This is a genomic window from Streptomyces sp. SAS_281, assembly GCF_052542855.1.
In genome coordinates this window covers 18,526-40,030 of record NZ_JBMNDO010000032.1, presented here as the reverse complement: position 1 = coordinate 40,030, position 21,505 = coordinate 18,526, and the positions used below count along the sequence as shown (strand labels likewise).

The following is a 21,505-nucleotide window of genomic DNA, read 5'->3' as shown; positions in this document are numbered from 1 at the left end:
GGGCCGTAGGTGTTTCCCACCGGGAAGGACGATCGACCGTCCCGGACCCGGGCCCCGCGTCCCGCCCACCGTCAACAAGTGCGAAGATGGGTTCTCGGCAGGACAGGGCCCCCACCACAGGGCCGAAGACAAAGCGGCCGCACACCAGCCGACCGGCCGGTACCACCCCGAGGACGGGGCCCGGCGTACGGCGCACATGCATGGAGGACGTGACGTGGCGAACGACGCCAGCACCGTTTTCGACCTAGTGATCCTCGGCGGTGGTAGCGGCGGGTACGCCGCGGCCCTGCGCGGAGCGCAGCTGGGCCTGGACGTCGCTCTGATCGAGAAGGGCAAGGTCGGCGGCACCTGCCTGCACAACGGCTGCATCCCCACGAAGGCTCTGCTGCACGCCGGCGAGATCGCGGACCAGGCCCGCGAGTCCGCGCAGTTCGGCGTCAAGGCCACCTTCGAGGGCATCGACATGGCGGCCGTCCACAAGTACAAGGACGACGTGATCTCCGGCCTGTACAAGGGCCTCCAGGGTCTCGTCGCCTCCCGGAAGGTGCACTACATCGAGGGTGAGGGCCGGCTCTCCTCCCCCACCTCGGTGGACGTGAACGGCCAGCGCATCCAGGGCCGCCACGTGCTCCTGGCGACCGGCTCCGTGCCGAAGTCGCTGCCGGGCCTGGAGATCGACGGCAACCGCATCATCTCCTCGGACCACGCGCTGAAGCTGGACCGCGTCCCGAAGTCCGCGATCGTGCTGGGCGGCGGCGTCATCGGCGTCGAGTTCGCCTCGGCGTGGACCTCCTTCGGCAGCGACGTGACGATCGTCGAGGGCCTGAAGCACCTCGTCCCGGTCGAGGACGAGAACAGCTCGAAGCTTCTTGAGCGCGCGTTCCGCAAGCGCGGCATCAAGTTCAACCTCGGCACGTTCTTCCAGAGCGCCGAGTACACGCAGGACGGCGTCCGCGTGACCCTCGCCGACGGCAAGACCTTCGAGGCGGAGGTGCTGCTGGTCGCGATCGGCCGCGGCCCGGTCTCGCAGGGCCTCGGCTACGAGGAGGCCGGGGTCGCCATGGACCGCGGCTACGTCCTGGTCGACGAGTACATGCGGACCAACGTGGAGACGATCTCCGCCGTGGGCGACCTGGTCCCGACGCTCCAGCTGGCGCACGTCGGCTTCGCCGAGGGCATCCTCGTCGCGGAGCGGCTGGCCGGTCTCAAGACCGTCCCGATCGACTACGACGGTGTGCCCCGGGTCACGTACTGCCACCCCGAGGTCGCCTCCGTCGGCATCACCGAGGCCAAGGCCAAGGAGCTCTACGGCGCGGACAAGGTCGTCGCGCTGAAGTACAACCTCGCGGGCAACGGCAAGAGCAAGATCCTCAAGACCGCGGGCGAGATCAAGCTCGTCCAGGTCAAGGACGGTGCCGTGGTCGGCGTCCACATGGTCGGTGACCGTATGGGCGAGCAGGTCGGCGAAGCCCAGCTGATCTACAACTGGGAGGCGCTGCCGGCCGAGGTGGCCCAGCTCATCCACGCCCACCCGACGCAGAACGAGGCGATGGGCGAGGCGCACCTGGCGCTCGCCGGCAAGCCGCTTCACTCCCACGACTGACCGTCGACCGGGCGCGACGACCGACCACTTCCGCATTTTCGTAAGGAGCAACTGAAACCATGTCGGTTTCCGTAACCCTTCCGGCGCTCGGCGAGAGCGTCACCGAGGGCACTGTCACCCGTTGGCTGAAGGCCGAGGGCGAGCGCGTCGAGGCCGACGAGCCGCTGCTCGAGGTCTCGACCGACAAGGTCGACACCGAGATCCCCGCCCCCGCCTCCGGCATCCTGTCGTCCATCAAGGTCGCCGAGGACGAGACCGTCGAGGTCGGCGCCGAGCTGGCCGTCATCGACGACGGCTCGGGCGCCCCGGCCGCCGAGGCCGCCCCGGCCGCCGAGCCGGCCGCCACCCCGGCCCCGGCCGCCACCGAGGCCCCGACCGCCCCGTCGACCGAGACGCAGGCCCCGGCCGAGGCGCCGAGCGCCGAGGCCACCACCGGCGCCTCCTCCGCCTCCGGCACCGACGTCACCCTGCCGGCGCTCGGCGAGAGCGTCACCGAGGGCACCGTCACCCGCTGGCTCAAGGAGGTCGGCGAGGAGGTCGCGGAGGACGAGCCGCTGCTCGAGGTCTCCACGGACAAGGTCGACACCGAGATCCCCGCCCCGGTCGCCGGTGTGCTGCTGGAGATCGTGGTCGGCGAGGACGAGACCGCCGAGGTCGGCGCCAAGCTCGCCGTCATCGGCGCGCCCGGTGCCGCTCCGGCCCAGGCCCCGGCCCCGGCGGCTCCCGCCCCGGCCCCCGCCCCGGCCCCGGCCCCCGCGCCGGAACCGGCTCCGGCTCCGGCCCCCGCCGCGCCCGCCCCGGCTCCGGCCGCTCCGGCTCCGGCGCCCGCCGCCCAGGCCCCGGCCCCGGCGGCTCCCGCCCCGGCTCCGGCCGCCCCGGCGCAGGCTCCGGCCGCCGCCCCGGCCGCGACCTCCGGTGACGACGGCGCGTACGTCACGCCGCTGGTCCGCAAGCTCGCCGCCGAGAACGGCGTCGACCTGGGCGCGGTCAAGGGCACCGGCGTCGGTGGCCGCATCCGCAAGCAGGACGTCGTCGCCGCCGCGGAGGCCGCCAAGGCCGCCGCCGCTGCCCCGGCGCCCGCCGCCGCTCCGGCCGCCGCCAAGGCGCCGAAGCTGGAGGCCAGCCCGCTGCGCGGTCAGACGGTCAAGATGACCCGCATGCGCAAGGTCATCGGCGACAACATGATGAAGGCGCTGCACTCGCAGGCCCAGCTGACCTCGGTCGTCGAGGTCGACGTCACCAAGCTGATGAAGCTGCGCGCCAAGGCGAAGGACGGCTTCGCCGCCCGTGAGGGCGTCAAGCTCTCCCCGATGCCGTTCTACGTGAAGGCCGCCGCCCAGGCGCTGAAGGCCCACCCGGTCATCAACGCCCGGATCAACGAGGACGAAGGCACCATCACGTACTTCGACTCGGAGAACATCGGCATCGCCGTGGACGCCGAGAAGGGCCTGATGACCCCGGTCATCAAGGGCGCGGGCGACCTCAACATCGCCGGTATCTCGAAGAAGACCGCCGAGCTGGCCGGCAAGGCCCGCGGTGGCGGCCTGACCCCGGACGACATGTCCGGTGCCACCTTCACCATCAGCAACACCGGCTCGCGCGGTGCGCTGTTCGACACGGTCATCGTGCCGCCGAACCAGGCAGCCATCCTGGGCATCGGCGCCACCGTGAAGCGTCCCGCGGTCATCGAGACCGAGGAGGGCACCGTGATCGGTGTCCGCGACATGACCTACCTGTCGCTCTCCTACGACCACCGTCTGGTGGACGGCGCTGACGCCGCCCGCTACCTGACCGCGGTCAAGGCGATCCTGGAGGCCGGCGAGTTCGAGGTCGAGCTCGGCCTGTAACCAGCCTCACGATCGGCGCCCCCGTCCGGAACACTTCCGGGCGGGGGCGCCGCCGTATTGTCTAGACACCACCGGTCGCCCCGGCCACCGTGCCCGGTGCAGGCGTACCGGTCTGTCCGAAGGAGCCCGTCATGACCCCGCCCGTCGTCCACTCGCTGCGCGAACAGATCCGCGAGCACATCGTGGAGGGGATCGTCAGCGGGCGCTGGAAGCCGGGCGAGCGGATCGTGGAGCGGCGCATCGCCACCGAACTGGAGGTCAGCCAGACGCCCGTGCGCGAGGCGCTGCGGGAGCTGGAGACGCTGCGGCTGATCGAGTCGGCGCCCAACAAGGGCGTCCGGGTCCGCAACCTCACCGCCGCGGACCTGGAGGAGAGCTACCCCGTACGGGCGGGCCTGGAGCAGATCGCGGCCGAGCTGGCGGCCCCCGGGCTCGGCGAGGACTGCTCGCTGCTCGCGCCGCACGTGACGGCGCTGTACGAGGCGGACCGGCTGGCAGACGGTGAGGCCCAGGTCCGGCACACGGTCGGCTTCCACCGCGCGATGGTGCGGGCGGCGGGGAACGCGGTGCTGCTGCACACCTGGGAGGGGCTGGGCATCGAGGTGTTCACGGCCCTGTCCATCCGCTGGCTGGGGACGGTCCAGAAGTCGTACGCGGAGGAGCACGAGGCCCTCATCGACGCGTTCCTGCGCAAGGACCCGGACATCGGGACGCTGGTCAAGGCGCACGTCCTCGGGTGCGCCCCGCGCGCCTGAGGCGCTGCGCAAGTGTCGCCCCTGCCGCTCTTCCGTGCAGGTGAGCGCCCGTTTTGACGGATAAATCCCGTCACTCGGTGCCCCATTTCATGGCACCGCATGCCACTTTCTTCATATCGAGAAGTTTTGCCGTTCATCCTTTGATCGATCATCGATCGGCGACTTACAGTTCACCTCGCGGGCCCACCGGCCCCATCGCCCTGTCCTGCCAGTCAGGGACTTCTCCACCCCCCTCCTCACCGGAAGGCGGCGATCATGACCGACCCCGTAGGAAAGCTTCCGAGCGAGCTCGACCAGCTCCCGGACCGCGACCCGGAGGAGACCGCTGAATGGGCGGCCTCCCTGGATGCCGTCACCAAGGCCGCGGGCCCGCACCGTGCCGCGTACCTGATGCGGCGCTCGCTCCAGCATGCCGAGGGCGCCGGTCTCGCGCTGCCCAAGCTGCTGGAGACCGACTACGTCAACTCCATCCCGACCGCCGCGGAGCCCGACTTCGCCGGTGACCTGGAGATGGAATCGAAGATCACCGCGTGGAACCGCTGGAACGCGGCCGCGATGGTCACCCGTGGCGCACGCTTCGGCGTCGGCGGCCACATCGCCACCTTCGCCTCGGCGGCCTGGCTGTACGAGACCGGCTTCAACCACTTCTTCCGCGGCAAGGAGGGGGACGGCTCCGGCGACCAGCTGTACGTGCAGGGCCACGCCTCCCCCGGCATCTACGCCCGCGCCTTCCTCGACGGCCGGATCAGCGAGCAGCAGCTCGACAACTTCCGCCAGGAGGCGGGCGGCAACGGCCTGCCGTCCTACCCGCACCCGCGGCGGCTGCCCTGGCTGTGGGAGTTCCCCACGGTCTCCATGGGCCTCGGCCCGCTCTCGGCGATCTACCAGGCGCGCTTCAACCGCTACCTCGCCAACCGCAACATCAAGGACACGTCGAACTCGCACGTCTGGGCCTTCCTGGGCGACGGCGAGATGGACGAGCCCGAGTCGACCGCCGCCCTCGCGCTGGCGGCCCGCGAGAAGCTCGACAACCTGACCTTCGTCATCAACTGCAACCTGCAGCGCCTCGACGGTCCGGTCCGCGCCAACTTCCGCGTCGTGCAGGAGCTGGAGGGCGCCTTCCGGGGCGCCGGCTGGAACGTCATCAAGACGCTCTGGGGCAACGCCTGGGACGAGCTGTTCCAGCTCGACACCACGGGCGCGCTCGTACGCCGCCTCCGCGAGGTCCCGGACGCGCAGTTCCAGACGTACGCCACCCGCGACGTCGCGTACATCCGCGAGCACTTCTTCGGCGCCGAGCCCGCCCTCGCCGAGCTGGCGAAACTGCTCACCGACGCGAAGATCGCCGAGTGCTTCTACACCTCGCGCGGCGGCCACGAGGCCCGCAAGGTGTACGCGGCCTACCGCGCGGCCGTCGAACACAAGGGCGCGCCGACCGTGATCCTCGCCCAGACGGTGAAGGGCTACACGCTCGGCAAGGGCTTCGAGTCCAAGAACGCCAACCACCAGATGAAGAAGCTGTCGATCGACGAGTTCAAGAGCATGCGCGAGCTGCTCGGTCTCCCGATCCCGGACAGCGCCTTCGCCGACGGCCTGGTGCCCTACGGCCACCCGGGCGCCGACTCCCCCGAGGTCCGCTACCTCCAGGAGCGCCGCGCCGCCCTCGGCGGCCCCGCCCCGGCCCGCCGGGTGCACGCGGTGGCGCTGCCGCAGCCCGAGGAGCGCGCGTTCGCCGCGCTCAAGAAGGGCTCCGGCAAGCAGGAGATGGCCACCACCATGGCCTTCGTCCGCCTGGTCAAGGACCTGATGCGGGACAAGCAGACCGGCAAGCGCTGGGTGCCGATCGTCCCGGACGAGGCCCGCACCTTCGGCATGGAGTCGCTGTTCCCCTCGGCCGGCATCTACTCGCCGCTGGGCCAGACGTACGAGCCGGTCGACCGCGACCAGCTGATGTACTACAAGGAGGCCAAGGACGGCCAGATCCTCAACGAGGGGATCACCGAGGCCGGGGCCATGGCCGACTTCATCGCCGCCTCCACGTCGTACGCGACGCACGGCGAGACGATGATCCCGTTCTACATCTTCTACTCGATGTTCGGCTGGCAGCGGACCGGCGACCAGATGTGGCAGCTCGCCGACCAGCTCGGCAAGGGCTTCATCGTCGGCGCCACCGCCGGCCGTACGACCCTGACGGGCGAGGGCCTCCAGCACGCGGACGGCCACTCGCACCTGATCGCCGCCACGAACCCGGCGTCGCTCAACTACGACCCCGCGTTCGCGTACGAGATCGCGGTGATCGTCAAGGACGGTCTGCGGCGGATGTACGGCCCCGACGCCGAGAACGTCTTCTACTACCTGACGGTCTACAACGAGCCGAAGCCGCAGCCCGCGATGCCGGAAGGCGTCGAGGAGGGCATCGTCAAGGGCCTGTACCGCTTCAAGGAGGGCACGCCCGCCACGGCGGACGCGCCGCGCGCCCAGCTGCTGGCCTCCGGCACGGCGATCCACTGGGCCCTGGAGGCCCAGGAGCTGCTCGCCGCCGACTGGGGTGTCACGGCCGACGTCTGGTCCGCGACCTCCTGGGGCGAGCTGCGCCGCGAGGCGCTGGAGTGCGACGAGGCGCTGCTCCACGGTGAGCAGCGGGTGCCGTACGTGACGCAGGCGCTGGAGGGCGCTCCGGGCCCGGTCGTCGCGGTCAGCGACTGGATGCGCGGGGTCCCGGACCAGATCAGCCAGTGGGTCGAGCAGGACTGGACCTCGCTCGGCACGGACGGCTTCGGCCTCTCCGACACGCGTGACGCGGCCCGCCGCCACTTCGGCGTCGACGCCCAGTCCGTGGTGGTCGCGACCCTGGCCCAGCTGGCCCGTCGCGGCGAGGTGCCGGCGACCGCCGTCAAGGAGGCCCGGGACCGCTACGGTCTCTGAGCGTGATCAAGCCCGTCCGGCTCGAGGTTCTGTCCTCGATCGCCGGACGGGCTTGCTTCTGCCGTGCCGCGGTCCAGCCACAATGGCCGCATGCGTGCTGCCCGGCTGATCCGAATGGTGCTGCTCCTCCAGGCCCGCCCCGGCATGACCGCCGCCGAGCTGTCCCGGGAGCTGGAGGTGTCCGAGCGGACCGTCACCCGCGACGCGCAGGCCCTCTCCGAGGCCGGTGTCCCGGTGTACGCGGAACGCGGCCGGGCCGGCGGCTACCGGCTCGTCGGCGGGTACCGCACCGGGCTGACCGGTCTCGCCCGCGACGAGGCGGAGGCGCTGTTCCTGTCCGGGCTGCCCTCCGCACTGCGCGAGATGGGGCTCGCGGACGCCGCGTCGGCCGCCCGGCTGAAGGTGTCGGCGGCCCTGACGCCCGCCCTGCGGGACGCCCCGGCGGGGGCCGGGCGGCGCTTCCATCTGGACGCGCCCGGCTGGTACCGGGAGCCGGTCACGCCGGAGCTGCTGCCCGCCGTGGCCGAGGCGGTGTGGCGCGACCGGCTGCTCCTCGCCCGATACCGGCGGCCCGGCCGGGACACCGACGCCGAGCGGGAGCTCGCCCCGTACGGGCTCGTCCTGAAGGCGGGCGTCTGGTACCTCTGCGCCCGCGCGGGCGACGACACGCGGGTCTACCGCATCGACCGGTTCACCGCCGCCACCGTTTCGGACACCCCTTTCGTCCGGGACGAGGGTTTCGACCTGCCCGCCTTCTGGGAAGAGCGGTCCGCCGCGTTCGCCCGCTCCCTGCTGCGTACGGAGGTGACACTGCGGCTCTCGGAGGCGGCCGCGCACCGGCTGCCGCACGTCGTGGACCGGGCCGCCGCCACGGAGGCGCTGGAGGCGGCCGGGCCGCCCGGTGACGACGGCCGGGTCACGGTCACCCTGCCGGTGGAGTCCCTGGACGTCGCCTACGGCCAGCTGCTGGGCCTCGGACCGGAGTTGGAGGTGCTGGCCCCGGCCGGGCTGCGGGAGAGGTTCCGGGCGGCGGCCGCCGGGCTGCACGCGCTCTACGGGGGCACGCCCTGATGGCTTCGTATCGATGTCTGGGCGTGCGTCGGCCGCCCTCAGGGCAGATGCTGGACCCGTGATGGACGAGACCGGGTTCTGGGAGCTGATCGACAGCACGCGCGAGGCCGCCGACGGCGACCCCGAGGACCACGCCGACCTGCTGGTCGACAAGCTGGTGCTGCTGGACCCCGAAGCCGTGCTGGACTTCGCCCGGCACTTCGAGGCCCGCTTCAACCGCACCTACCGCTGGGACCTGTGGGGCGCCGCCGCCATTCTGCTCGGCGGCGCGAGCGACGACGCCTTCGACTACTTCCGCTGCTGGCTGATCGGCCGGGGCCGGGAGGTCTTCGAGGGTGCCGTGCACGACCCGGACGCCCTGGCCGAGCTGCTCGACTCCTTCGACGAGGAGCTGGACGGCGACGGCGAGGAGCTGGGGTACGCGGCCGACGAGGCGTACGAACAGCTCACCGGCGTCGTCGCGCCCGACCTCGGCCTCCCGCCGCAGCCCGACGAGCCGGAGGGCACCCCGCTCGACCCGGACGACGACGCGGCCCTGGCGGCCCGGCTGCCCGCCCTCTGGGAGCGGTTCGGCGGCTGAGCGCGCCCGTCACGGGGCGAGCGGGCGGCCCATCATCACGTCGTCCACGTACCGCCCGCCCAGGAAGAACTCGCCCCGCAGCACGCCCTCGACGGTGAAGCCCTCCGCCTCGTACAGCGCGCGGGCGGGCGCGTTGTGGCCGAGGACCCGCAGGGTGATCCGGTTCGCCCCCTCGCCGCGTGCCGCCACGCAGGCCGCGCGGACCAGGGCGCGACCGACGCCCCGGCCACGCGCCCAGTGGGCCACGGCGAGGCCCTGGATCTGCCGGACGTGCGCGTTGCAGGCCAGCGGGGTCGGCGGCACGACGCGTATGTAACCGGCCGGCACCCGCTCCCCCGCCTCGTCGACCGCCTCCGCCACCAGGATGTCCCGGGGCGTGTGCCGCTCGTCGAAGAACGGCGCGTACGGCGGCTGCGGGCGCGGCTGCACCGCGTGCAGCGTCGACCAGGTGGCACGGTCCAGCTCGCCGAGCGCGGGCTCGTCCGCGAGAACGGCGCGGCGGACGAGGGGTGCGGCGGATGCGGCGGATTCGGTCATGGCCGCCACTGTGCCACGGCCGTGTACGGCGGCTCCGGTGGGGCAGGATGGACGCCATGCCGCACTCCCGTATCGCCGTCAGCGGATCGACCGGACTCATCGGAGCGGCGCTGGTGCGCTCGCTGCGGGCCGACGGGCACGAGGTGGTCCGCCTGGTGCGCCACCCGGCCCGGGACGGTGACGAGGTGGAGTGGGACCCCAAGCGGGGGTACGTGGACGTGGCCGGGCTCGTGGGCTGCGACGCGGTCGTCCACCTCGCCGGGGCGGGGGTCGGCGACCACCGGTGGACCGAGGCGTACAAGAAGGAGATCCGGGACAGCCGGGTGCTGGGCACCGCCGCGATCGCGGACGCCGTCGCCTCGCTCGACACTCCGCCCGCCGTGCTGCTGTCCGGCTCCGCGATCGGCTTCTACGGGGACACCGGCGACCGCCCGGTCGACGAGGAGGCGCCACCCGGGGACGGGTTCCTGCCGTCGGTCTGCGTGGAGTGGGAGGAGGCCACGGCCGCGGCCGAGGAGGCGGGGGTGCGGACGGTGCACGCCCGCACCGGCCTGGTGGTCGCCCGGGAGGGCGGTGCCTGGGGGCGGCTCTTCCCGCTGTTCCGGGCGGGTCTCGGCGGCCGGATGGGCGACGGGCGGCAGTACTGGAGCTTCATCGCGCTGCACGACCACATCGCGGCGCTGCGGCACGTCCTGGACACCCCGGAGCTGTCCGGCCCGGTGAACCTGACCGCCCCGACGCCCGTCACCAACGCCGAGGTGACCGCCGCCATGGGCCGGGTACTGCGGCGCCCGACCCTCTTCACGGCGCCCGCAGCGGCCCTGCGGCTCGCGCTGGGCGAGTTCGCCGGTAATGTGCTGGGCAGTCAACGGGTGCTGCCCACGCGGCTGCTGGGCTCCGGCTTCTCGTTCGCCTTCCCCTCCGTCGACGCCGCCATCCGCGCCGCCCTGCGCTGACGGGCCGCCCGGACGGCCCGGCTTTTCGGACGGGCGTGCGACCCCGTGCATCGGTGCACCGGTCCGCGCGCGACTGCGCACGATCGGGCCACTCTCCTAGCCTCCTGACGAACTCACGCATTCCGGTGGGCGGTTGAGGGCATGAGCCCCCCACCACTCGCGTCGAACCGGGGAGGGTACGTGCTCAGCACGGCACACCACGCGGACGTCGTCATCATCGGGGCCGGAATCGCCGGCCTGTCGGCGGCCCACCGACTGACCAGCGCCGGGGTCAGTGTCAGCGTCCTGGAGGCCGGCCCCGGCGTCGGCGGCCGGATGGCCACCGACGAGGTGGACGGGTTCCGCCTCGACCGCGTCGGCCCGCTGCTCAACACCGCGTATCCGGAGCTCCGCACCACGCCAGGGCTCGACGGCCTCGTCCTGCGCACCTTCGATCCCGGAGTCCTCGTGCACAGCGAGGGCCGCCGCCACCGGACCGGCGAGACCCCCCGCGTACCGGGCGCACGCGGCGCACGGGGCGCACTCAAGGCGGCGCGCGCCCTCGCGCACGCCCCCCGGCCGCCGCGTGCGGGCGCCCTCACCGGGGTCATGGGCGGCGCACTCGACCACGCCCGGCTCGGCGTGGCCCTGGCCCGACTCGCCGCCACACCGCCGGCCCGCGTCCTCGCCCGGCCCGAACGCGCCGCGCTCGACGCCCTGACCGGCCGGCTCTCCTCCCGTACGCTCGACGGCTTCGTACGCCCGCTGCTCACCGCACTGCTCAGCGACCCGGACCTCACCACGTCCAGCCGGTGCGCCGACCTCGCCCTGCGGACGTACGCGAGCGGACGGCTGTGTGTGCCCGAGGGCGGGGCGGGTACGCTGCCGGCGCTCCTCGCCGCATCCCTGCCGCCGGGCACCGTACGCACCGGGGTGCACGTCACCTCCGCCGACATCACCTCCGTACGCACCAAGGAGCACGGCGAGCTGGGCTGCCGCTCCCTGCTCGTGGCCACCGGAGCGAGCGCCGCCGCCGAGCTGCTGCCGGGCCTGCGCCTGCCGTCCTTCCACCCCGTGACGGTGCTCCACCACACCGCGCCCGCTCCCCCGCCCACCGGCGCCTCGCTCGTCCTGGACGCCGACCGTTCGGGACCCGTGTCCCACACCGCCGTGATGAGCGAGGTCGACCCGGCCCGCGCCCCGCACGGCCGGACCCTGATCAGCTCCACGGTCCTCGGCACCCCGCCCGACGACCTGGACCGCACGGTCCGCGCCCACCTCGCCGCGCTCTACGGCGTGCCCACCGACGACTGGGAGCTGCTGGCCGCCCACCACGACCCGGAGGCCGTCCCCGCGATGCCCGCCCCGCACGACCCGCGCCGCCCGGTCCGGGTCCTCGCCGGGCTCTACGTGTGCGGCGACCACCGCGACACCGGCACCGTCCAGGGCGCCCTGGCCTCGGGCGCCCGCGCCGCCGCGTCGATCCTCCACGACCTCGGCATCCGCCCGGCCGCCGGGAACGCCCCCGCGCTCCCCGAGGCGGCCTGAAGCGGGGCCTCTCAGCCCAGCGCGGCGACCCGCTCCCGGTAGCCGCGCACGGCGGCGGCGTCCCGGTAGGGCTCCAGCCGCCGCTCGAAGTCCCGCACGTACTCCGTGGCCCGGACCGAGCGCATCTCGGCCGCCTGCTGGGCTGCCTCCGCACCCAGCCGGCACGCCTGGTCCAGCTCCCCCAGGCCCAGCCGGGCGGACGCCAGCACCACCCGGCAGAACAGCCTGCTCCGGGCGTACGCGGGGGCGCGCAGCTGGAGCGCACGCTCCGCGTACTGCGCGGCGGACCGGTACTGCTGGAGGTCGCGGTGGCAGTGCCCGAACTCGTCGGCGAGCTGCGCCTCGTCGAAGTGGCGCGCCCAGTGCGGCGCCTCGTCCCCGGGGCGGGCCGTCTCCAGCGCGCGTTCCGCCCGGGCGAGCGAGGCCGTGCACGCCTTGGAGTCCCCGAGCACCGCGTGCCCGCGCGCCTCCACCGCGTGCAGCATGGCCATGACGGTGTGGGGCGCGGCCGATCCGATGCCCTGCTGCGCCACCCGGGCCAGCTGGACCGCCTCCCGGCCGTGGGCGAGATAGACCGCCTGGCGGCTCATGGTGATCAGCACGTAGCTGCCGTACGCCCGGTCGCCGGCCGCCTGGGAGAGCCGGAGCGCCTGGACGAAGTAGCGCTGGGCGAGCCCGTGCGCCGCGATGTCGTACGAGGTCCAGCCGGCCAGCCTGGTCAGGTCGGCGGCGGCCGCGAACAGCCGTCGGCCGGTCGCCTCCCCGTACGTGCCGCGCAGCATCGGCTCCGTCTCGTGCTCCAGGTACCGCACGAGGGCCTGCCGGGCGTGCCCGCCGCCGTAGGCGTGGTCGAGCGTACGGAAGAGCTCGGCCACCGAGCGCAGCGCGGCCACGTCCCCCTCGCCGACCCGGAGCCCGGAGCCCCGCTCGGTCTGCCGCTGCCGGGGCACCCCTGGCCCGGCCGTCGCGCCGCCGGCCGGGGCGCCGGGCGGCGCGGGCACCCCGCCGGGCCGCGACGGCACCGGCCCTCGCACGCTGTGCCGTCCGCCCTGCTCGGGCACGGCGGTCAGGGCTCCGGCGGCGGGGAGCGGGGCACCGGCCGCCCGCGCCGCTCCGGCCCTGGCCCCGCCGGGCACCGGGCGGCCGACCCACTCGTCGGCCCGGCCGATCAGCCAGTCCCGGCTGGGCACGACGAGACCGGCCGGGGTGAACGCGATCTTCCGCAGCTCGGCGTGGCTGCCGGAGTCCTTGCGCCAGAGCCCGCTGACGATGTCGACCGCCTCGGCAGGCGTGGCGGCGAACTCCAGGCCCGCGTAGACCGGGGCGCAGGCGTCCAGCCCGAGGTCCTGCGCGGAAAGCCGGCGGCCGAGGCGCCGGGTGAAGACCTCGGCGATCAGCGCGGGGGTGGTGCCCCGGGGCTGCTGGCCGCGCAGCCAGCGGGTCACGGAGGTCTTGTCGTACCGCAGGTCGAGTCCGTGTTCGAGGCCGAGCTGGTCCACCCGGCGGGCGAGGCCGGCGTTGGAGAACCCGGCCTCGGTGATGAGCGAGGCGAGCCGGCGGTTGGGCGTGCGCTGCGGAGGTCGTTCGGACATCAGCTGTAGGGTCTCCTGCCTTCGGGGCCGGGCAGCCCTCTGACGAACGGCGCGAATTTAACTGCCCGCAGGGCGGCCTCAGCACCCTTCGCTCCACATTCATCCGATCGTGTGAGGATTGTGGGCGGCGCTGACGGGAAGACCTGCCCGGCCCACGCGCCGACGCCGGTCGTACAGTGACTGGGGCCTTTCGTCCGGCCTGATGCGAACGAAAGGCCCTTGGCGCGATTCGTGCAGGGTGACGCGGTTCCGGGAAACCCCCGGGTCCACGGCACCACGAGGAGAAAGGCTGCTGCCGTGAGTGAGCTCCGGTTCGTCCACATGGGATTCGGCGAGAACGCCGTCGACTACCAGGAGGCGTGGCAGAAGCAGCGCGAGGTGCACGCGGCGCGGTTCGAGGACACCGTCCCGGACACCTGCCTGCTCCTGGAACACCCGCCCGTCTACACCGCGGGCAGGCGCACGGAGGACAGCGAGCGCCCCCTCGACGGCACCCCCGTCATCGACGTGGACCGCGGCGGCAAGATCACCTGGCACGGCCCCGGCCAGCTCGTCGGCTACCCGATCCAGAAGCTCCCGCGCCCGGTGGACGTCGTCGCGCACGTGCGCCGTCTGGAGGAGGCGCTGATCCGCACCGCCGCCGAGTTCGGCGTCGCGACCAGCCGGGTCGAGGGCCGCAGCGGCGTCTGGGTCCTGGGCGACCCGGTCGAGCAGCGCCCCGCCCTCGGCGGCCTCACGCTCGACTTCGACCCGCGCCTGGCGGACGAGGAGTTCGACCCCCGGCTCAACGGTCCGGAGTACGCCCCCTCCAACGCCGGACAGCGCCGCGAGGACCGCAAGCTCGCCGCGATCGGCATCCGGGTGGCCAAGGGCGTCACCATGCACGGCTTCTCGTTCAACGTGAACCCGGACAACACCTGGTTCGACCGCATCGTGCCCTGCGGCATCCGGGACGCCGGCGTCACCTCGCTCAGCTACGAGCTGGGCCGCGACATCACCATCGGCGAGGTCCTTCCGGTCGTCGAGAAGCACCTCCGGGACATCCTGGAGAACGCCGAGCTCGCCCCCCGTACGATCGAGCGCACCGCCGACGCCGTGGCCACGGCGTGACCCACGGAACACGCTTCCGGGAATAGGTCCTGCCTGCCCCAGGTTGGGCGGACGTACAACCGAATGAACTACGGGCGTACCCTGGTGTTCGCCGAAGAATCCAATGCAGTGAAAGCAAAGGGGAGTGCCGGAGTGTCTGTCGCACCTGACGGGCGCAAGATGCTGCGCCTTGAGGTCCGGAACAGCCAGACCCCCATCGAGCGCAAGCCCGAGTGGATCAAGACCCGGGCGAAGATGGGCCCCGAGTACAACCAGCTGCAGAAACTCGTCAAGAGCGAGGGCCTGCACACGGTGTGCCAGGAGGCCGGCTGCCCCAACATCTTCGAGTGCTGGGAGGACCGCGAGGCCACGTTCCTCATCGGCGGCGACCAGTGCACCCGGCGCTGTGACTTCTGCCAGATCGACACGGGCAAGCCGCAGGCGCTGGACCGGGACGAACCCCGCCGCGTCGGCGAGTCCGTCGTCACGATGGACCTGAACTACGCCACCATCACCGGCGTCGCCCGCGACGACCTGGAGGACGGCGGCGCCTGGCTGTACGCGGAGACCGTGCGCCAGATCCACGCGCAGACGGCGGCCCGGGAGGCCGGCCGCACCAAGGTCGAGCTGCTGATCCCCGACTTCAACGCCGAGCCCGCCCAGCTCGCGGAGGTCTTCTCCGCGCGCCCCGAGGTGCTCGCGCACAACGTGGAGACGGTGCCGCGCATCTTCAAGCGCATCCGCCCCGGCTTCCGCTACGAGCGGTCCCTGGAGGTCATCACCCGCGCCCGCGAGGCCGGTCTGGTGACCAAGTCCAACCTGATCCTCGGCATGGGCGAGACCCGCGAAGAGGTCAGCGAGGCGCTTCAGGACCTGTACGACGCGGGCTGCGAGCTCATCACGATCACGCAGTACCTGCGGCCCTCGGTGCGCCACCACCCGGTCGAGCGCTGGGTGAAGCCGCACGAGTTCGTGGAGCTGAAGGACGAGGCCGACGCGATCGGGTACTCCGGCGTCATGTCCGGACCGCTCGTCCGCTCCTCGTACCGCGCGGGCCGCCTCTTCCAGCAGGCGATGGACCGGCGCGAGGCCCAGGCCCCGGTGCCGTCCGCGTAACCCGCATCCGCCCGGCGCGGTCCGTCCTGCCCCCGAGGGTCCGAGAGGCCCGGGGGCGCGGACGGACCGCGTCGGCGTGCGCGGGGCCCGTATCGAGGTTTCATTGGTGTTTGACCGACCGGTCACGCGCTGGTAACACCGAACGGTGACGCTGGATGCACGCGCGGCGCGGTGACGCACACCGCCACCGCCCTTCCCGCGCCCCGCCTCCAGTCCGCGCAGCACACGTACATCGTTTCCGAGGGGACTTGCCACGATGCAGGCCGCGCCGGTACGCGCCACCGTCATCCCGACCGTCACCAACACCCTCCGCGCCGTGGAGTCGCTGCTGCTCGGCAGCGGCCAGCGCACCGCCCGCCGCAACGCCTGGACGGCCGTCCTGGAGGACCGCCGCCGGGCGAAGGACCGGGCCGAGTCCGGCTACGTGCCGGAACGGGAGGCCGTGGCCGCCCGCCGTTCGAAGGCCACGTAAACTTCATTGCATGGCGAGGAAGGCAAACACCACTGAAGGCGCGGACAGCGCCGAGAACGCGGGGCGGCTCAAGCAGATCGCTCTGACCTACAAGATGACCAAGCGGACCGACTCCAAGATCGGTCTTGTGGTCGCGGGTGTGGGAATCGTCACCTTCGGTGTCATCCTCGCGATCGGTTTTCTGATCGATCACCCGATCTACCTGGGCATCCTGGGCTTCGTGCTCGCGCTCCTCGCGATGGCGATCATCTTCGGACGCCGCGCCGAGCGCGCCGCCTTCGGACAGATGGAGGGCCAGCCGGGCGCCGCGGCGGCGGTGCTGGACCGCGTGGGCCGCGGCTGGACGACGACCCCGGCGGTCGCGATGAACCGCAGCCAGGACGTCGTGCACCGCGCCGTCGGCAAGGCGGGCATCGTGCTGGTCGCCGAGGGCAACCCGAACCGGGTGAAGAGCCTGCTCGCGGCCGAGAAGAAGAAGATGGCCCGCATCGTGGTGGACGTCCCCGTCCACGACATCATCGTCGGCAACGGCGAGGGCCAGGTGCCCCTGAAGAAGGTCCGCACCAAGATGCTGAAGATGCCCCGCGTCCTGACCGGCCCCCAGGTGACGGCCGCCAACGACCGGCTCCGCGCGATGGGCGACCTGATGAGCAACATGCCGCTCCCGAAGGGGCCCCTCCCCGGCCGTGGCGGCGCCGGCCGCCCGCCTCGCGCGCGCTAGTCCCCACTCTCAGCGAGAACCACTCCAGGCCGTACCTCGCCTGTCATCTGCATCTTGGGAAGCCTGTGACGGGGCGCCGCCGGCGCTCCGTCACAGTGCTTCATGATCTCCATGACGCGCTCCCAGCGGCCTCGCCTGCTCCACCGGTTCCAGTGGCCAATGAGGCCCTTGAAGCCGACTTGGGTCTCCAGGACCGGCCACGACGCTCCATCGAGCGCCTTTCCGAGGAAAGCCTCCAGAAACTGTCCTGGGAGACGGCCCGCCTGCCTGGCGCGGCACCAGCCCGCCGTGAGCGAAGCCTTCCACTTCCGCGATCCGCTGCCATACCTCTTCGGACTGGCTCCCCCACCTCACAACGCCAAGAGGGCGGGCCGTGAACCTGGTGGTTCGCGGCCCGCCCTCTTCGGGTCGCTACGCCTCAGACGCGGATCTGGACCGCGCGGGCCAGGCGGTCGTGGAGGCCGCGGCCGTCGCGGTCCCAGACGAGCGCCGGGATCGCCAGGCAGAGCAGGACGCTACGGATGAGGACCCGCACGAGGCCGAGACGGCCGCCGTCCTCGGCGACGACCCGGGTGCCCAGGAGGCGCTTGCCGGGGGTGCAGCCGATCGTGCCGACGGTGAGCACACTCATGACGAGGAAGATGCCGAGCGCCCAGTTCCCGGACGCCTGCTGGTCACCGCGAGCGAACAGTCCGTATGCGATCAGCAGGCACAGGGCCCAGTCGATGAAGAGGGCCCCGAAGCGCCGGCCGAGCGGGGCGACGGCCCCGGGGCCCTGCTCGGGGAGGCCGAGCCGCTTGCCCCGGTAGCCGAAGTCGGCGCCCATGTCCTCGGCGGCCGCACGCGGCCCGGACAGCCACGATCCGATTGCTTGCCTATTGTCCACCCGACCACGGTACTGCGCCCGGCCGCGCGCCTTCCCCCGCGGGTGCCGTCCACACGCCGTCCCACTCCTCGGACGGCCCTTCGATACGGCCGGGAGGCCCGTGGGGCCCCGCCGAAGGGGCGGTCCGAGGCGTGTGCGACCGCTCCTCGCACCCGCGCCGGTTAACTTCGGCGAAACAAATGGGTCATGCTTGAGAAATCCGGTCTGCCTATGGTCGGGTCCAGCGTGTGCCACCGCACTGGTCACACAACGAGCTGCAACCCCGTCCCTCCCGGGCCGGGAGTAGGAGGAGTTGGATGTTCCAGAACGCCGACGACGCGAAGAAGTTCATCGCCGACAACGACGTCAAGTTCATCGATGTCCGGTTCTGTGACCTGCCCGGTGTGATGCAGCACGTCACCGTGCCGGCGGCGACCTTCAACCCGGCCGACGAGCTTGCCTTCGACGGCTCGTCGATCCGCGGCTTCCAGGCCATCCACGAGTCCGACATGGCGCTCCGCGCGGACCTGTCGACCGCCCGGGTCGACCCCTTCCGCCGTGACAAGACCGTCAACATCAACTTCTTCATCCACGACCCGATCACCGGCGAGCAGTACAGCCGTGACCCGCGCAACGTGGCCAAGAAGGCGGAGGCGTACCTCGCCTCGACCGGCTTCGCCGACACCGCGTACTTCGGTCCCGAGGCCGAGTTCTACGTGTTCGACAACGTCCGCTTCCAGACGTCGGCGAACGAGAGCTTCTACCACATCGACTCCGAGGCCGGCGCCTGGAACACCGGTGCGGTCGAGAACAACCGCGGTTACAAGGTCCGCTACAAGGGCGGCTACTTCCCGGTCTCCCCGGTCGACCACTTCGCGGACCTGCGCGCCGAGATGTCCCTGGAGCTGCAGAACAGCGGCCTGGAGATCGAGCGCCAGCACCACGAGGTCGGCACCGGCGGCCAGGCGGAGATCAACTACAAGTTCAACACGCTGCTCGCCGCGGCCGACGACCTGATGCTCTTCAAGTACATCGTGAAGAACGTCGCCTGGCGCAACGGCAAGACCGCGACCTTCATGCCGAAGCCGATCTTCGGCGACAACGGCTCGGGCATGCACGTCCACCAGTCCCTGTGGTCCGGCGGCGACCCGCTGTTCTACGACGAGCAGGGCTACGCGGGCCTGTCGGACATGGCGCGCTACTACATCGGCGGCATCCTCAAGCACGCTCCGTCGCTGCTGGCCTTCACCAACCCGACGGTGAACTCCTACCACCGCCTGGTCCCGGGCTTCGAGGCCCCGGTCAACATGGTGTACTCGCAGCGCAACCGCTCGGCCGCGATGCGCATCCCGATCACGGGCTCCAACCCGAAGGCCAAGCGCGTCGAGTTCCGCGCCCCGGACCCGTCGTCCAACCCGTACCTGGCCTTCTCGGCGCTCCTGATGGCCGGCCTGGACGGCATCAAGAACAAGATCGAGCCCGCGGAGCCGATCGACAAGGACCTGTACGAGCTGGCCCCCGAGGAGCACGCCAACGTCCAGCAGGTCCCGACGTCCCTCCCGGCCGTCCTGGACGCCCTCGAGGCCGACAACGAGTACCTCCAGGCCGGCGGCGTCTTCACGTCCGACCTGATCGAGACGTGGATCGACTACAAGCGCACCCACGAGATCGCCCCGATCCAGCTGCGCCCGCACCCGCACGAGTTCGAGCTTTATTTCGACCTCTAAATCGCGGCTGCGCCAGAACAGGAGCCCTGTCACTCTCCACGGAGAGCGACAGGGCTCTCCGGCGTTTTCGGGCTGCTCCCCGTCCGGCGGGACGTGGGCAGGTCGCGGGAGCGCCGGATCGGGGAGAAGAGCAGGATCAGTGCGGCGAGCGGGATTCCCGCCGTCGTGAGGGCCATGGCGGTACGGAGGCCGAGTGCGGTTCCGAGCAGGCCGCCGAGCAGTGCTCCGACGGGGATCGCTCCGTAGCTCAGGAATGCCATGCTCGCGGTGAGACGGCCGAGGAGATCCGGCGGGCAGTAGCGTTGCTGGAAGCTCGCCTTGATGATGTTGCCGGCGACGACGCCCGCGCAGACGCTGAAGCCGCCTGTCACGAAGAGCAGGATCCCGGCTCCGCCGATGGTCAACGGCATGAGCAGACCGAGTGAGGGAAGACCCAGTTCGAACAGCAGGGTCGCGCGGGCGGTGCCGATCCGGTGGGCGACCCGGCGTGCGGCGAATGCCCCGGCTACGCCTCCGGCGCTGGTCGCCGCGATGACTACGCCGACCGCTCCCGGGGGCAGGCCCACGCCCCGTACCAGGAAGACCACTTGGATCGACTGGTATCCCATGAGGGCCAGGTTGGAGGCGGCTCCGAAGAGTGTGAACGTGCGGAGCCAGGGGTCGTAGGCGATCGACCGCAGGCCCTCGCGGGCCTCACTGACCAGTGACGTGCGGCGGTGCCCGGTCCTGGTGGTGCGCGGCTCGCGATGCCGGATGCCTATCAGGCACAGGAGGGAGACGAGGAAGGTCGCGGCGTTGGCGAACATCCCGTTCACCGCGCCTGCCAGCTGTGCGATCAGGCCGCCGGAGCCGAGCCCGGCGATCTGCGCGGCGGATGCGCTGCCGTGCAGTTTGGCGTTGCCCTCGGGCTGCTCATCGGGGTCCAGAAGGGTGGGGAGATAGGCGGTGTAGGCGGTCTGGAAGAACACCGTTGCCGTGCCTGTCAGCAGGGCGACGGCCAGCAGCAGCCCGATACTCAGCCGGCCGAACCACGCGGTGACCGGGACGGCGGCGAAGAGCACGAGGGAGACCGCGGCGGCGGCGAGCATGACCGGCCTGCGGCACAGCCGGTCCACCCAGACACCGGCCGGAAGACCGATGATCAGCCAGGGGGCCCAGGCGGCGGCGCTCAACAGGCCGACCTCGAACGTACTGGCGTGCAGGGTGGAGACGGCGACGAGTGGCATCGCCACCCCGGTGACGGACGCGCCGAACTTGCCGGCGGTCTCGCCGCACCACAGCAGGCGGAAATCACGGTGGCGGCGCAGGAGGCCCCCGCGTATGCCGTAGCTCATGCGGAGCCACGTTCCTTGCGCGGGAAGGACTGGAGCTGCACGACGACGGGGAGCGCGTCCGGGGCGGGCTCGGCGTCCGGAGCAGGGGTATGGCGGGCGATGACGGCCATCAGCTCCGCGTTGAGCGCCCCCAGTTGTTCCGGGGTCATCCGCAGGTCACTCCAGTCCGAGACCGTGCCGGCGCTCCGCCATGTGTCGTCCCAGTCCTCGCCGATGTACTTCACGACCCGGTTGAAGTGCTGCTGGAGCAGTTCGTGCAGGTAGACCGACAGCGCACCCCGGGTGTCGGGATCGTCGCGGAAATCGGCGGTGTTCAGCTCATTGGAGACATCGGCCCTTCTCCACCAGCGCTCGCGTTTCGTGCCCCGTCCGGTCTCTTCCTCGATGAAGCCGTGTTCGGCGAGGTGGCGCAGATGCCAGCTGACGGTTCCGGTGTTCTCCCCGAGGCGTTCGGCGAGCCTGGTGGCGGTAGCCGGGCCGTCCAGGCTGAGCAGTTCGAAGATGCTCATCCGCAGCGGATGGGCCAGTCCCCGCAGACTGCGCGCGTCGAGGCGCCGGGTGGGCTTGGCGGGCTGTGATGCGCGTTCCGGTTCGTCGGACATGCCAGCAGCGTAGATTGCAGAGTCTTCTCTGCATAGGAGTCTCTGCAGAGAAGACTCTGCCAGTGCACGCATCCGTCTGGTCGAGACGTACTGGAAGGACGACACAGGACGACATCGACCCCGTCGGCCGCGAGGATCACGCGAAGGCCAACCTCTTTCAGCAAGGTTCAGTGAAGACGGCCCCCG

At 71.8% G+C, this 21,505-nt stretch carries 18 protein-coding genes; 13 read left to right on the top strand and 5 right to left on the bottom strand.

Translation table 11 applies throughout. The features are described from left to right. Nucleotides 1–214: 214 nt before the first annotated feature. The 6 genes from lpdA (at nucleotide 215) to ACN6LM_RS14985 (ending at nucleotide 8,781) form a co-directional block, all read left to right on the top strand. Nucleotides 215–1,603 (top strand): dihydrolipoyl dehydrogenase, encoded by a 1,389-nt coding sequence (gene lpdA, locus ACN6LM_RS15010; RefSeq protein ID WP_177154075.1) that lies wholly within the window; start codon nucleotides 215–217, stop codon nucleotides 1,601–1,603. A gap of 59 nt (nucleotides 1,604–1,662) precedes the next feature. Beyond that, nucleotides 1,663–3,450: a 2-oxoglutarate dehydrogenase, E2 component, dihydrolipoamide succinyltransferase gene (gene sucB / locus ACN6LM_RS15005; protein ID WP_445065850.1), complete on the top strand. Its 1,788-nt coding sequence runs from the start codon at nucleotides 1,663–1,665 to the stop codon at nucleotides 3,448–3,450. A gap of 131 nt (nucleotides 3,451–3,581) precedes the next feature. Further along, a complete protein-coding gene (locus ACN6LM_RS15000) occupies nucleotides 3,582–4,205 on the top strand; it encodes a GntR family transcriptional regulator (protein ID WP_164404302.1) in 624 nt (207 codons plus the stop codon). Nucleotides 4,206–4,460: 255 nt separating this feature from the next. Beyond that, entirely contained in the window at nucleotides 4,461–7,130 is a 2,670-nt protein-coding gene (gene aceE, locus ACN6LM_RS14995; RefSeq protein ID WP_445065849.1) for a pyruvate dehydrogenase (acetyl-transferring), homodimeric type, read from the top strand. Between the two features lie 90 nt (nucleotides 7,131–7,220). Next, a complete protein-coding gene (locus ACN6LM_RS14990; RefSeq protein ID WP_445065848.1) occupies nucleotides 7,221–8,201 on the top strand; it encodes a helix-turn-helix transcriptional regulator in 981 nt (326 codons plus the stop codon). A gap of 61 nt (nucleotides 8,202–8,262) precedes the next feature. Beyond that, nucleotides 8,263–8,781, top strand: coding sequence for a DUF4240 domain-containing protein (locus ACN6LM_RS14985; protein ID WP_445065874.1), 519 nt, complete (start codon nucleotides 8,263–8,265; stop codon nucleotides 8,779–8,781). A gap of 9 nt (nucleotides 8,782–8,790) precedes the next feature. Here ACN6LM_RS14985 and ACN6LM_RS14980 read toward each other — a convergent pair whose 3' ends face one another. Next, nucleotides 8,791–9,318: a GNAT family N-acetyltransferase gene (locus ACN6LM_RS14980; RefSeq protein WP_445065847.1), complete on the bottom strand. Its 528-nt coding sequence runs from the start codon at nucleotides 9,316–9,318 to the stop codon at nucleotides 8,791–8,793. Nucleotides 9,319–9,374: 56 nt separating this feature from the next. Here ACN6LM_RS14980 and ACN6LM_RS14975 point away from each other — a divergent pair, with 56 nt between their 5' ends. Next, nucleotides 9,375–10,274 carry a TIGR01777 family oxidoreductase gene (locus ACN6LM_RS14975; protein ID WP_445065846.1) on the top strand — a complete coding sequence of 300 codons (900 nt, stop codon included), beginning with the start codon at nucleotides 9,375–9,377 and terminating at the stop codon, nucleotides 10,272–10,274. A 180-nt stretch (nucleotides 10,275–10,454) separates the two neighbouring features. Next, nucleotides 10,455–11,801: an NAD(P)/FAD-dependent oxidoreductase gene (locus tag ACN6LM_RS14970; protein WP_445065845.1), complete on the top strand. Its 1,347-nt coding sequence runs from the start codon at nucleotides 10,455–10,457 to the stop codon at nucleotides 11,799–11,801. 11 nt (nucleotides 11,802–11,812) lie between these two features. On the opposite strand, the gene ACN6LM_RS14965 is transcribed toward ACN6LM_RS14970, so the two are convergent. After that, nucleotides 11,813–13,393, bottom strand: a complete 1,581-nt coding sequence (locus ACN6LM_RS14965) for a regulator (RefSeq protein WP_445065844.1) — start codon at nucleotides 13,391–13,393, stop codon at nucleotides 11,813–11,815. A gap of 297 nt (nucleotides 13,394–13,690) precedes the next feature. Between ACN6LM_RS14965 and lipB the strand changes: the two genes are divergently transcribed. The 4 genes from lipB (at nucleotide 13,691) to ACN6LM_RS14945 (ending at nucleotide 16,791) form a co-directional block, all read left to right on the top strand. Then, nucleotides 13,691–14,503: a lipoyl(octanoyl) transferase LipB gene (gene lipB, locus ACN6LM_RS14960; RefSeq protein ID WP_445065843.1), complete on the top strand. Its 813-nt coding sequence runs from the start codon at nucleotides 13,691–13,693 to the stop codon at nucleotides 14,501–14,503. A gap of 159 nt (nucleotides 14,504–14,662) precedes the next feature. After that, the gene (gene lipA / locus ACN6LM_RS14955) at nucleotides 14,663–15,598 is read left to right on the top strand and encodes a lipoyl synthase (RefSeq protein WP_445065873.1); all 936 of its coding nucleotides are present in this window, start codon (nucleotides 14,663–14,665) and stop codon (nucleotides 15,596–15,598) included. Between the two features lie 256 nt (nucleotides 15,599–15,854). Next, a complete protein-coding gene (locus tag ACN6LM_RS14950; RefSeq protein WP_164399985.1) occupies nucleotides 15,855–16,070 on the top strand; it encodes an SCO2195 family GlnR-regulated protein in 216 nt (71 codons plus the stop codon). Between the two features lie 10 nt (nucleotides 16,071–16,080). Continuing rightward, complete coding sequence (locus tag ACN6LM_RS14945) at nucleotides 16,081–16,791, top strand: DUF4191 domain-containing protein (RefSeq protein ID WP_445065842.1); 711 nt, start codon at nucleotides 16,081–16,083, stop codon at nucleotides 16,789–16,791. Nucleotides 16,792–17,209: 418 nt separating this feature from the next. Here ACN6LM_RS14945 and ACN6LM_RS14940 read toward each other — a convergent pair whose 3' ends face one another. After that, a complete protein-coding gene (locus ACN6LM_RS14940) occupies nucleotides 17,210–17,677 on the bottom strand; it encodes an RDD family protein (protein ID WP_445065841.1) in 468 nt (155 codons plus the stop codon). Between the two features lie 296 nt (nucleotides 17,678–17,973). On the opposite strand from ACN6LM_RS14940, the gene glnA reads away from it, so the two are divergent. Further along, the gene (gene glnA / locus ACN6LM_RS14935) at nucleotides 17,974–19,383 is read left to right on the top strand and encodes a type I glutamate--ammonia ligase (RefSeq protein ID WP_445065840.1); all 1,410 of its coding nucleotides are present in this window, start codon (nucleotides 17,974–17,976) and stop codon (nucleotides 19,381–19,383) included. Between the two features lie 29 nt (nucleotides 19,384–19,412). On the opposite strand, the gene ACN6LM_RS14930 is transcribed toward glnA, so the two are convergent. After that, the gene (locus ACN6LM_RS14930; protein ID WP_445065839.1) at nucleotides 19,413–20,717 is read right to left on the bottom strand and encodes an MFS transporter; all 1,305 of its coding nucleotides are present in this window, start codon (nucleotides 20,715–20,717) and stop codon (nucleotides 19,413–19,415) included. Then, the gene (locus tag ACN6LM_RS14925) at nucleotides 20,714–21,319 is read right to left on the bottom strand and encodes an ArsR/SmtB family transcription factor (protein WP_445065838.1); all 606 of its coding nucleotides are present in this window, start codon (nucleotides 21,317–21,319) and stop codon (nucleotides 20,714–20,716) included. Before ACN6LM_RS14925 ends, ACN6LM_RS14930 begins: the two co-directional genes overlap by 4 nt. Nucleotides 21,320–21,505: the final 186 nt, after the last annotated feature.

What these genes read in the sequence shown, in the direction of transcription:
- ACN6LM_RS14950 (WP_164399985.1), top strand. Translation starts at nt 15,855, where the DNA reads ATGCAGGCCGCGCCGGTACGCGCCACCGTCATCCCGACCGTCACCAAC.
- ACN6LM_RS14985 (WP_445065874.1), top strand. Translation starts at nt 8,263, where the DNA reads ATGGACGAGACCGGGTTCTGGGAGCTGATCGACAGCACGCGCGAGGCC.
- ACN6LM_RS14990 (WP_445065848.1), top strand. Translation starts at nt 7,221, where the DNA reads ATGCGTGCTGCCCGGCTGATCCGAATGGTGCTGCTCCTCCAGGCCCGC.
- ACN6LM_RS14965 (WP_445065844.1), bottom strand. Translation starts at nt 13,393, where the DNA reads ATGTCCGAACGACCTCCGCAGCGCACGCCCAACCGCCGGCTCGCCTCG.
- ACN6LM_RS14930 (WP_445065839.1), bottom strand. Translation starts at nt 20,717, where the DNA reads ATGAGCTACGGCATACGCGGGGGCCTCCTGCGCCGCCACCGTGATTTC.
- lipA (WP_445065873.1), top strand. Translation starts at nt 14,663, where the DNA reads ATGCTGCGCCTTGAGGTCCGGAACAGCCAGACCCCCATCGAGCGCAAG.
- ACN6LM_RS14925 (WP_445065838.1), bottom strand. Translation starts at nt 21,319, where the DNA reads ATGTCCGACGAACCGGAACGCGCATCACAGCCCGCCAAGCCCACCCGG.
- ACN6LM_RS15000 (WP_164404302.1), top strand. Translation starts at nt 3,582, where the DNA reads ATGACCCCGCCCGTCGTCCACTCGCTGCGCGAACAGATCCGCGAGCAC.
- ACN6LM_RS14945 (WP_445065842.1), top strand. Translation starts at nt 16,081, where the DNA reads ATGGCGAGGAAGGCAAACACCACTGAAGGCGCGGACAGCGCCGAGAAC.
- ACN6LM_RS14980 (WP_445065847.1), bottom strand. Translation starts at nt 9,318, where the DNA reads ATGACCGAATCCGCCGCATCCGCCGCACCCCTCGTCCGCCGCGCCGTT.
- glnA (WP_445065840.1), top strand. Translation starts at nt 17,974, where the DNA reads ATGTTCCAGAACGCCGACGACGCGAAGAAGTTCATCGCCGACAACGAC.
- aceE (WP_445065849.1), top strand. Translation starts at nt 4,461, where the DNA reads ATGACCGACCCCGTAGGAAAGCTTCCGAGCGAGCTCGACCAGCTCCCG.
- ACN6LM_RS14975 (WP_445065846.1), top strand. Translation starts at nt 9,375, where the DNA reads ATGCCGCACTCCCGTATCGCCGTCAGCGGATCGACCGGACTCATCGGA.
- sucB (WP_445065850.1), top strand. Translation starts at nt 1,663, where the DNA reads ATGTCGGTTTCCGTAACCCTTCCGGCGCTCGGCGAGAGCGTCACCGAG.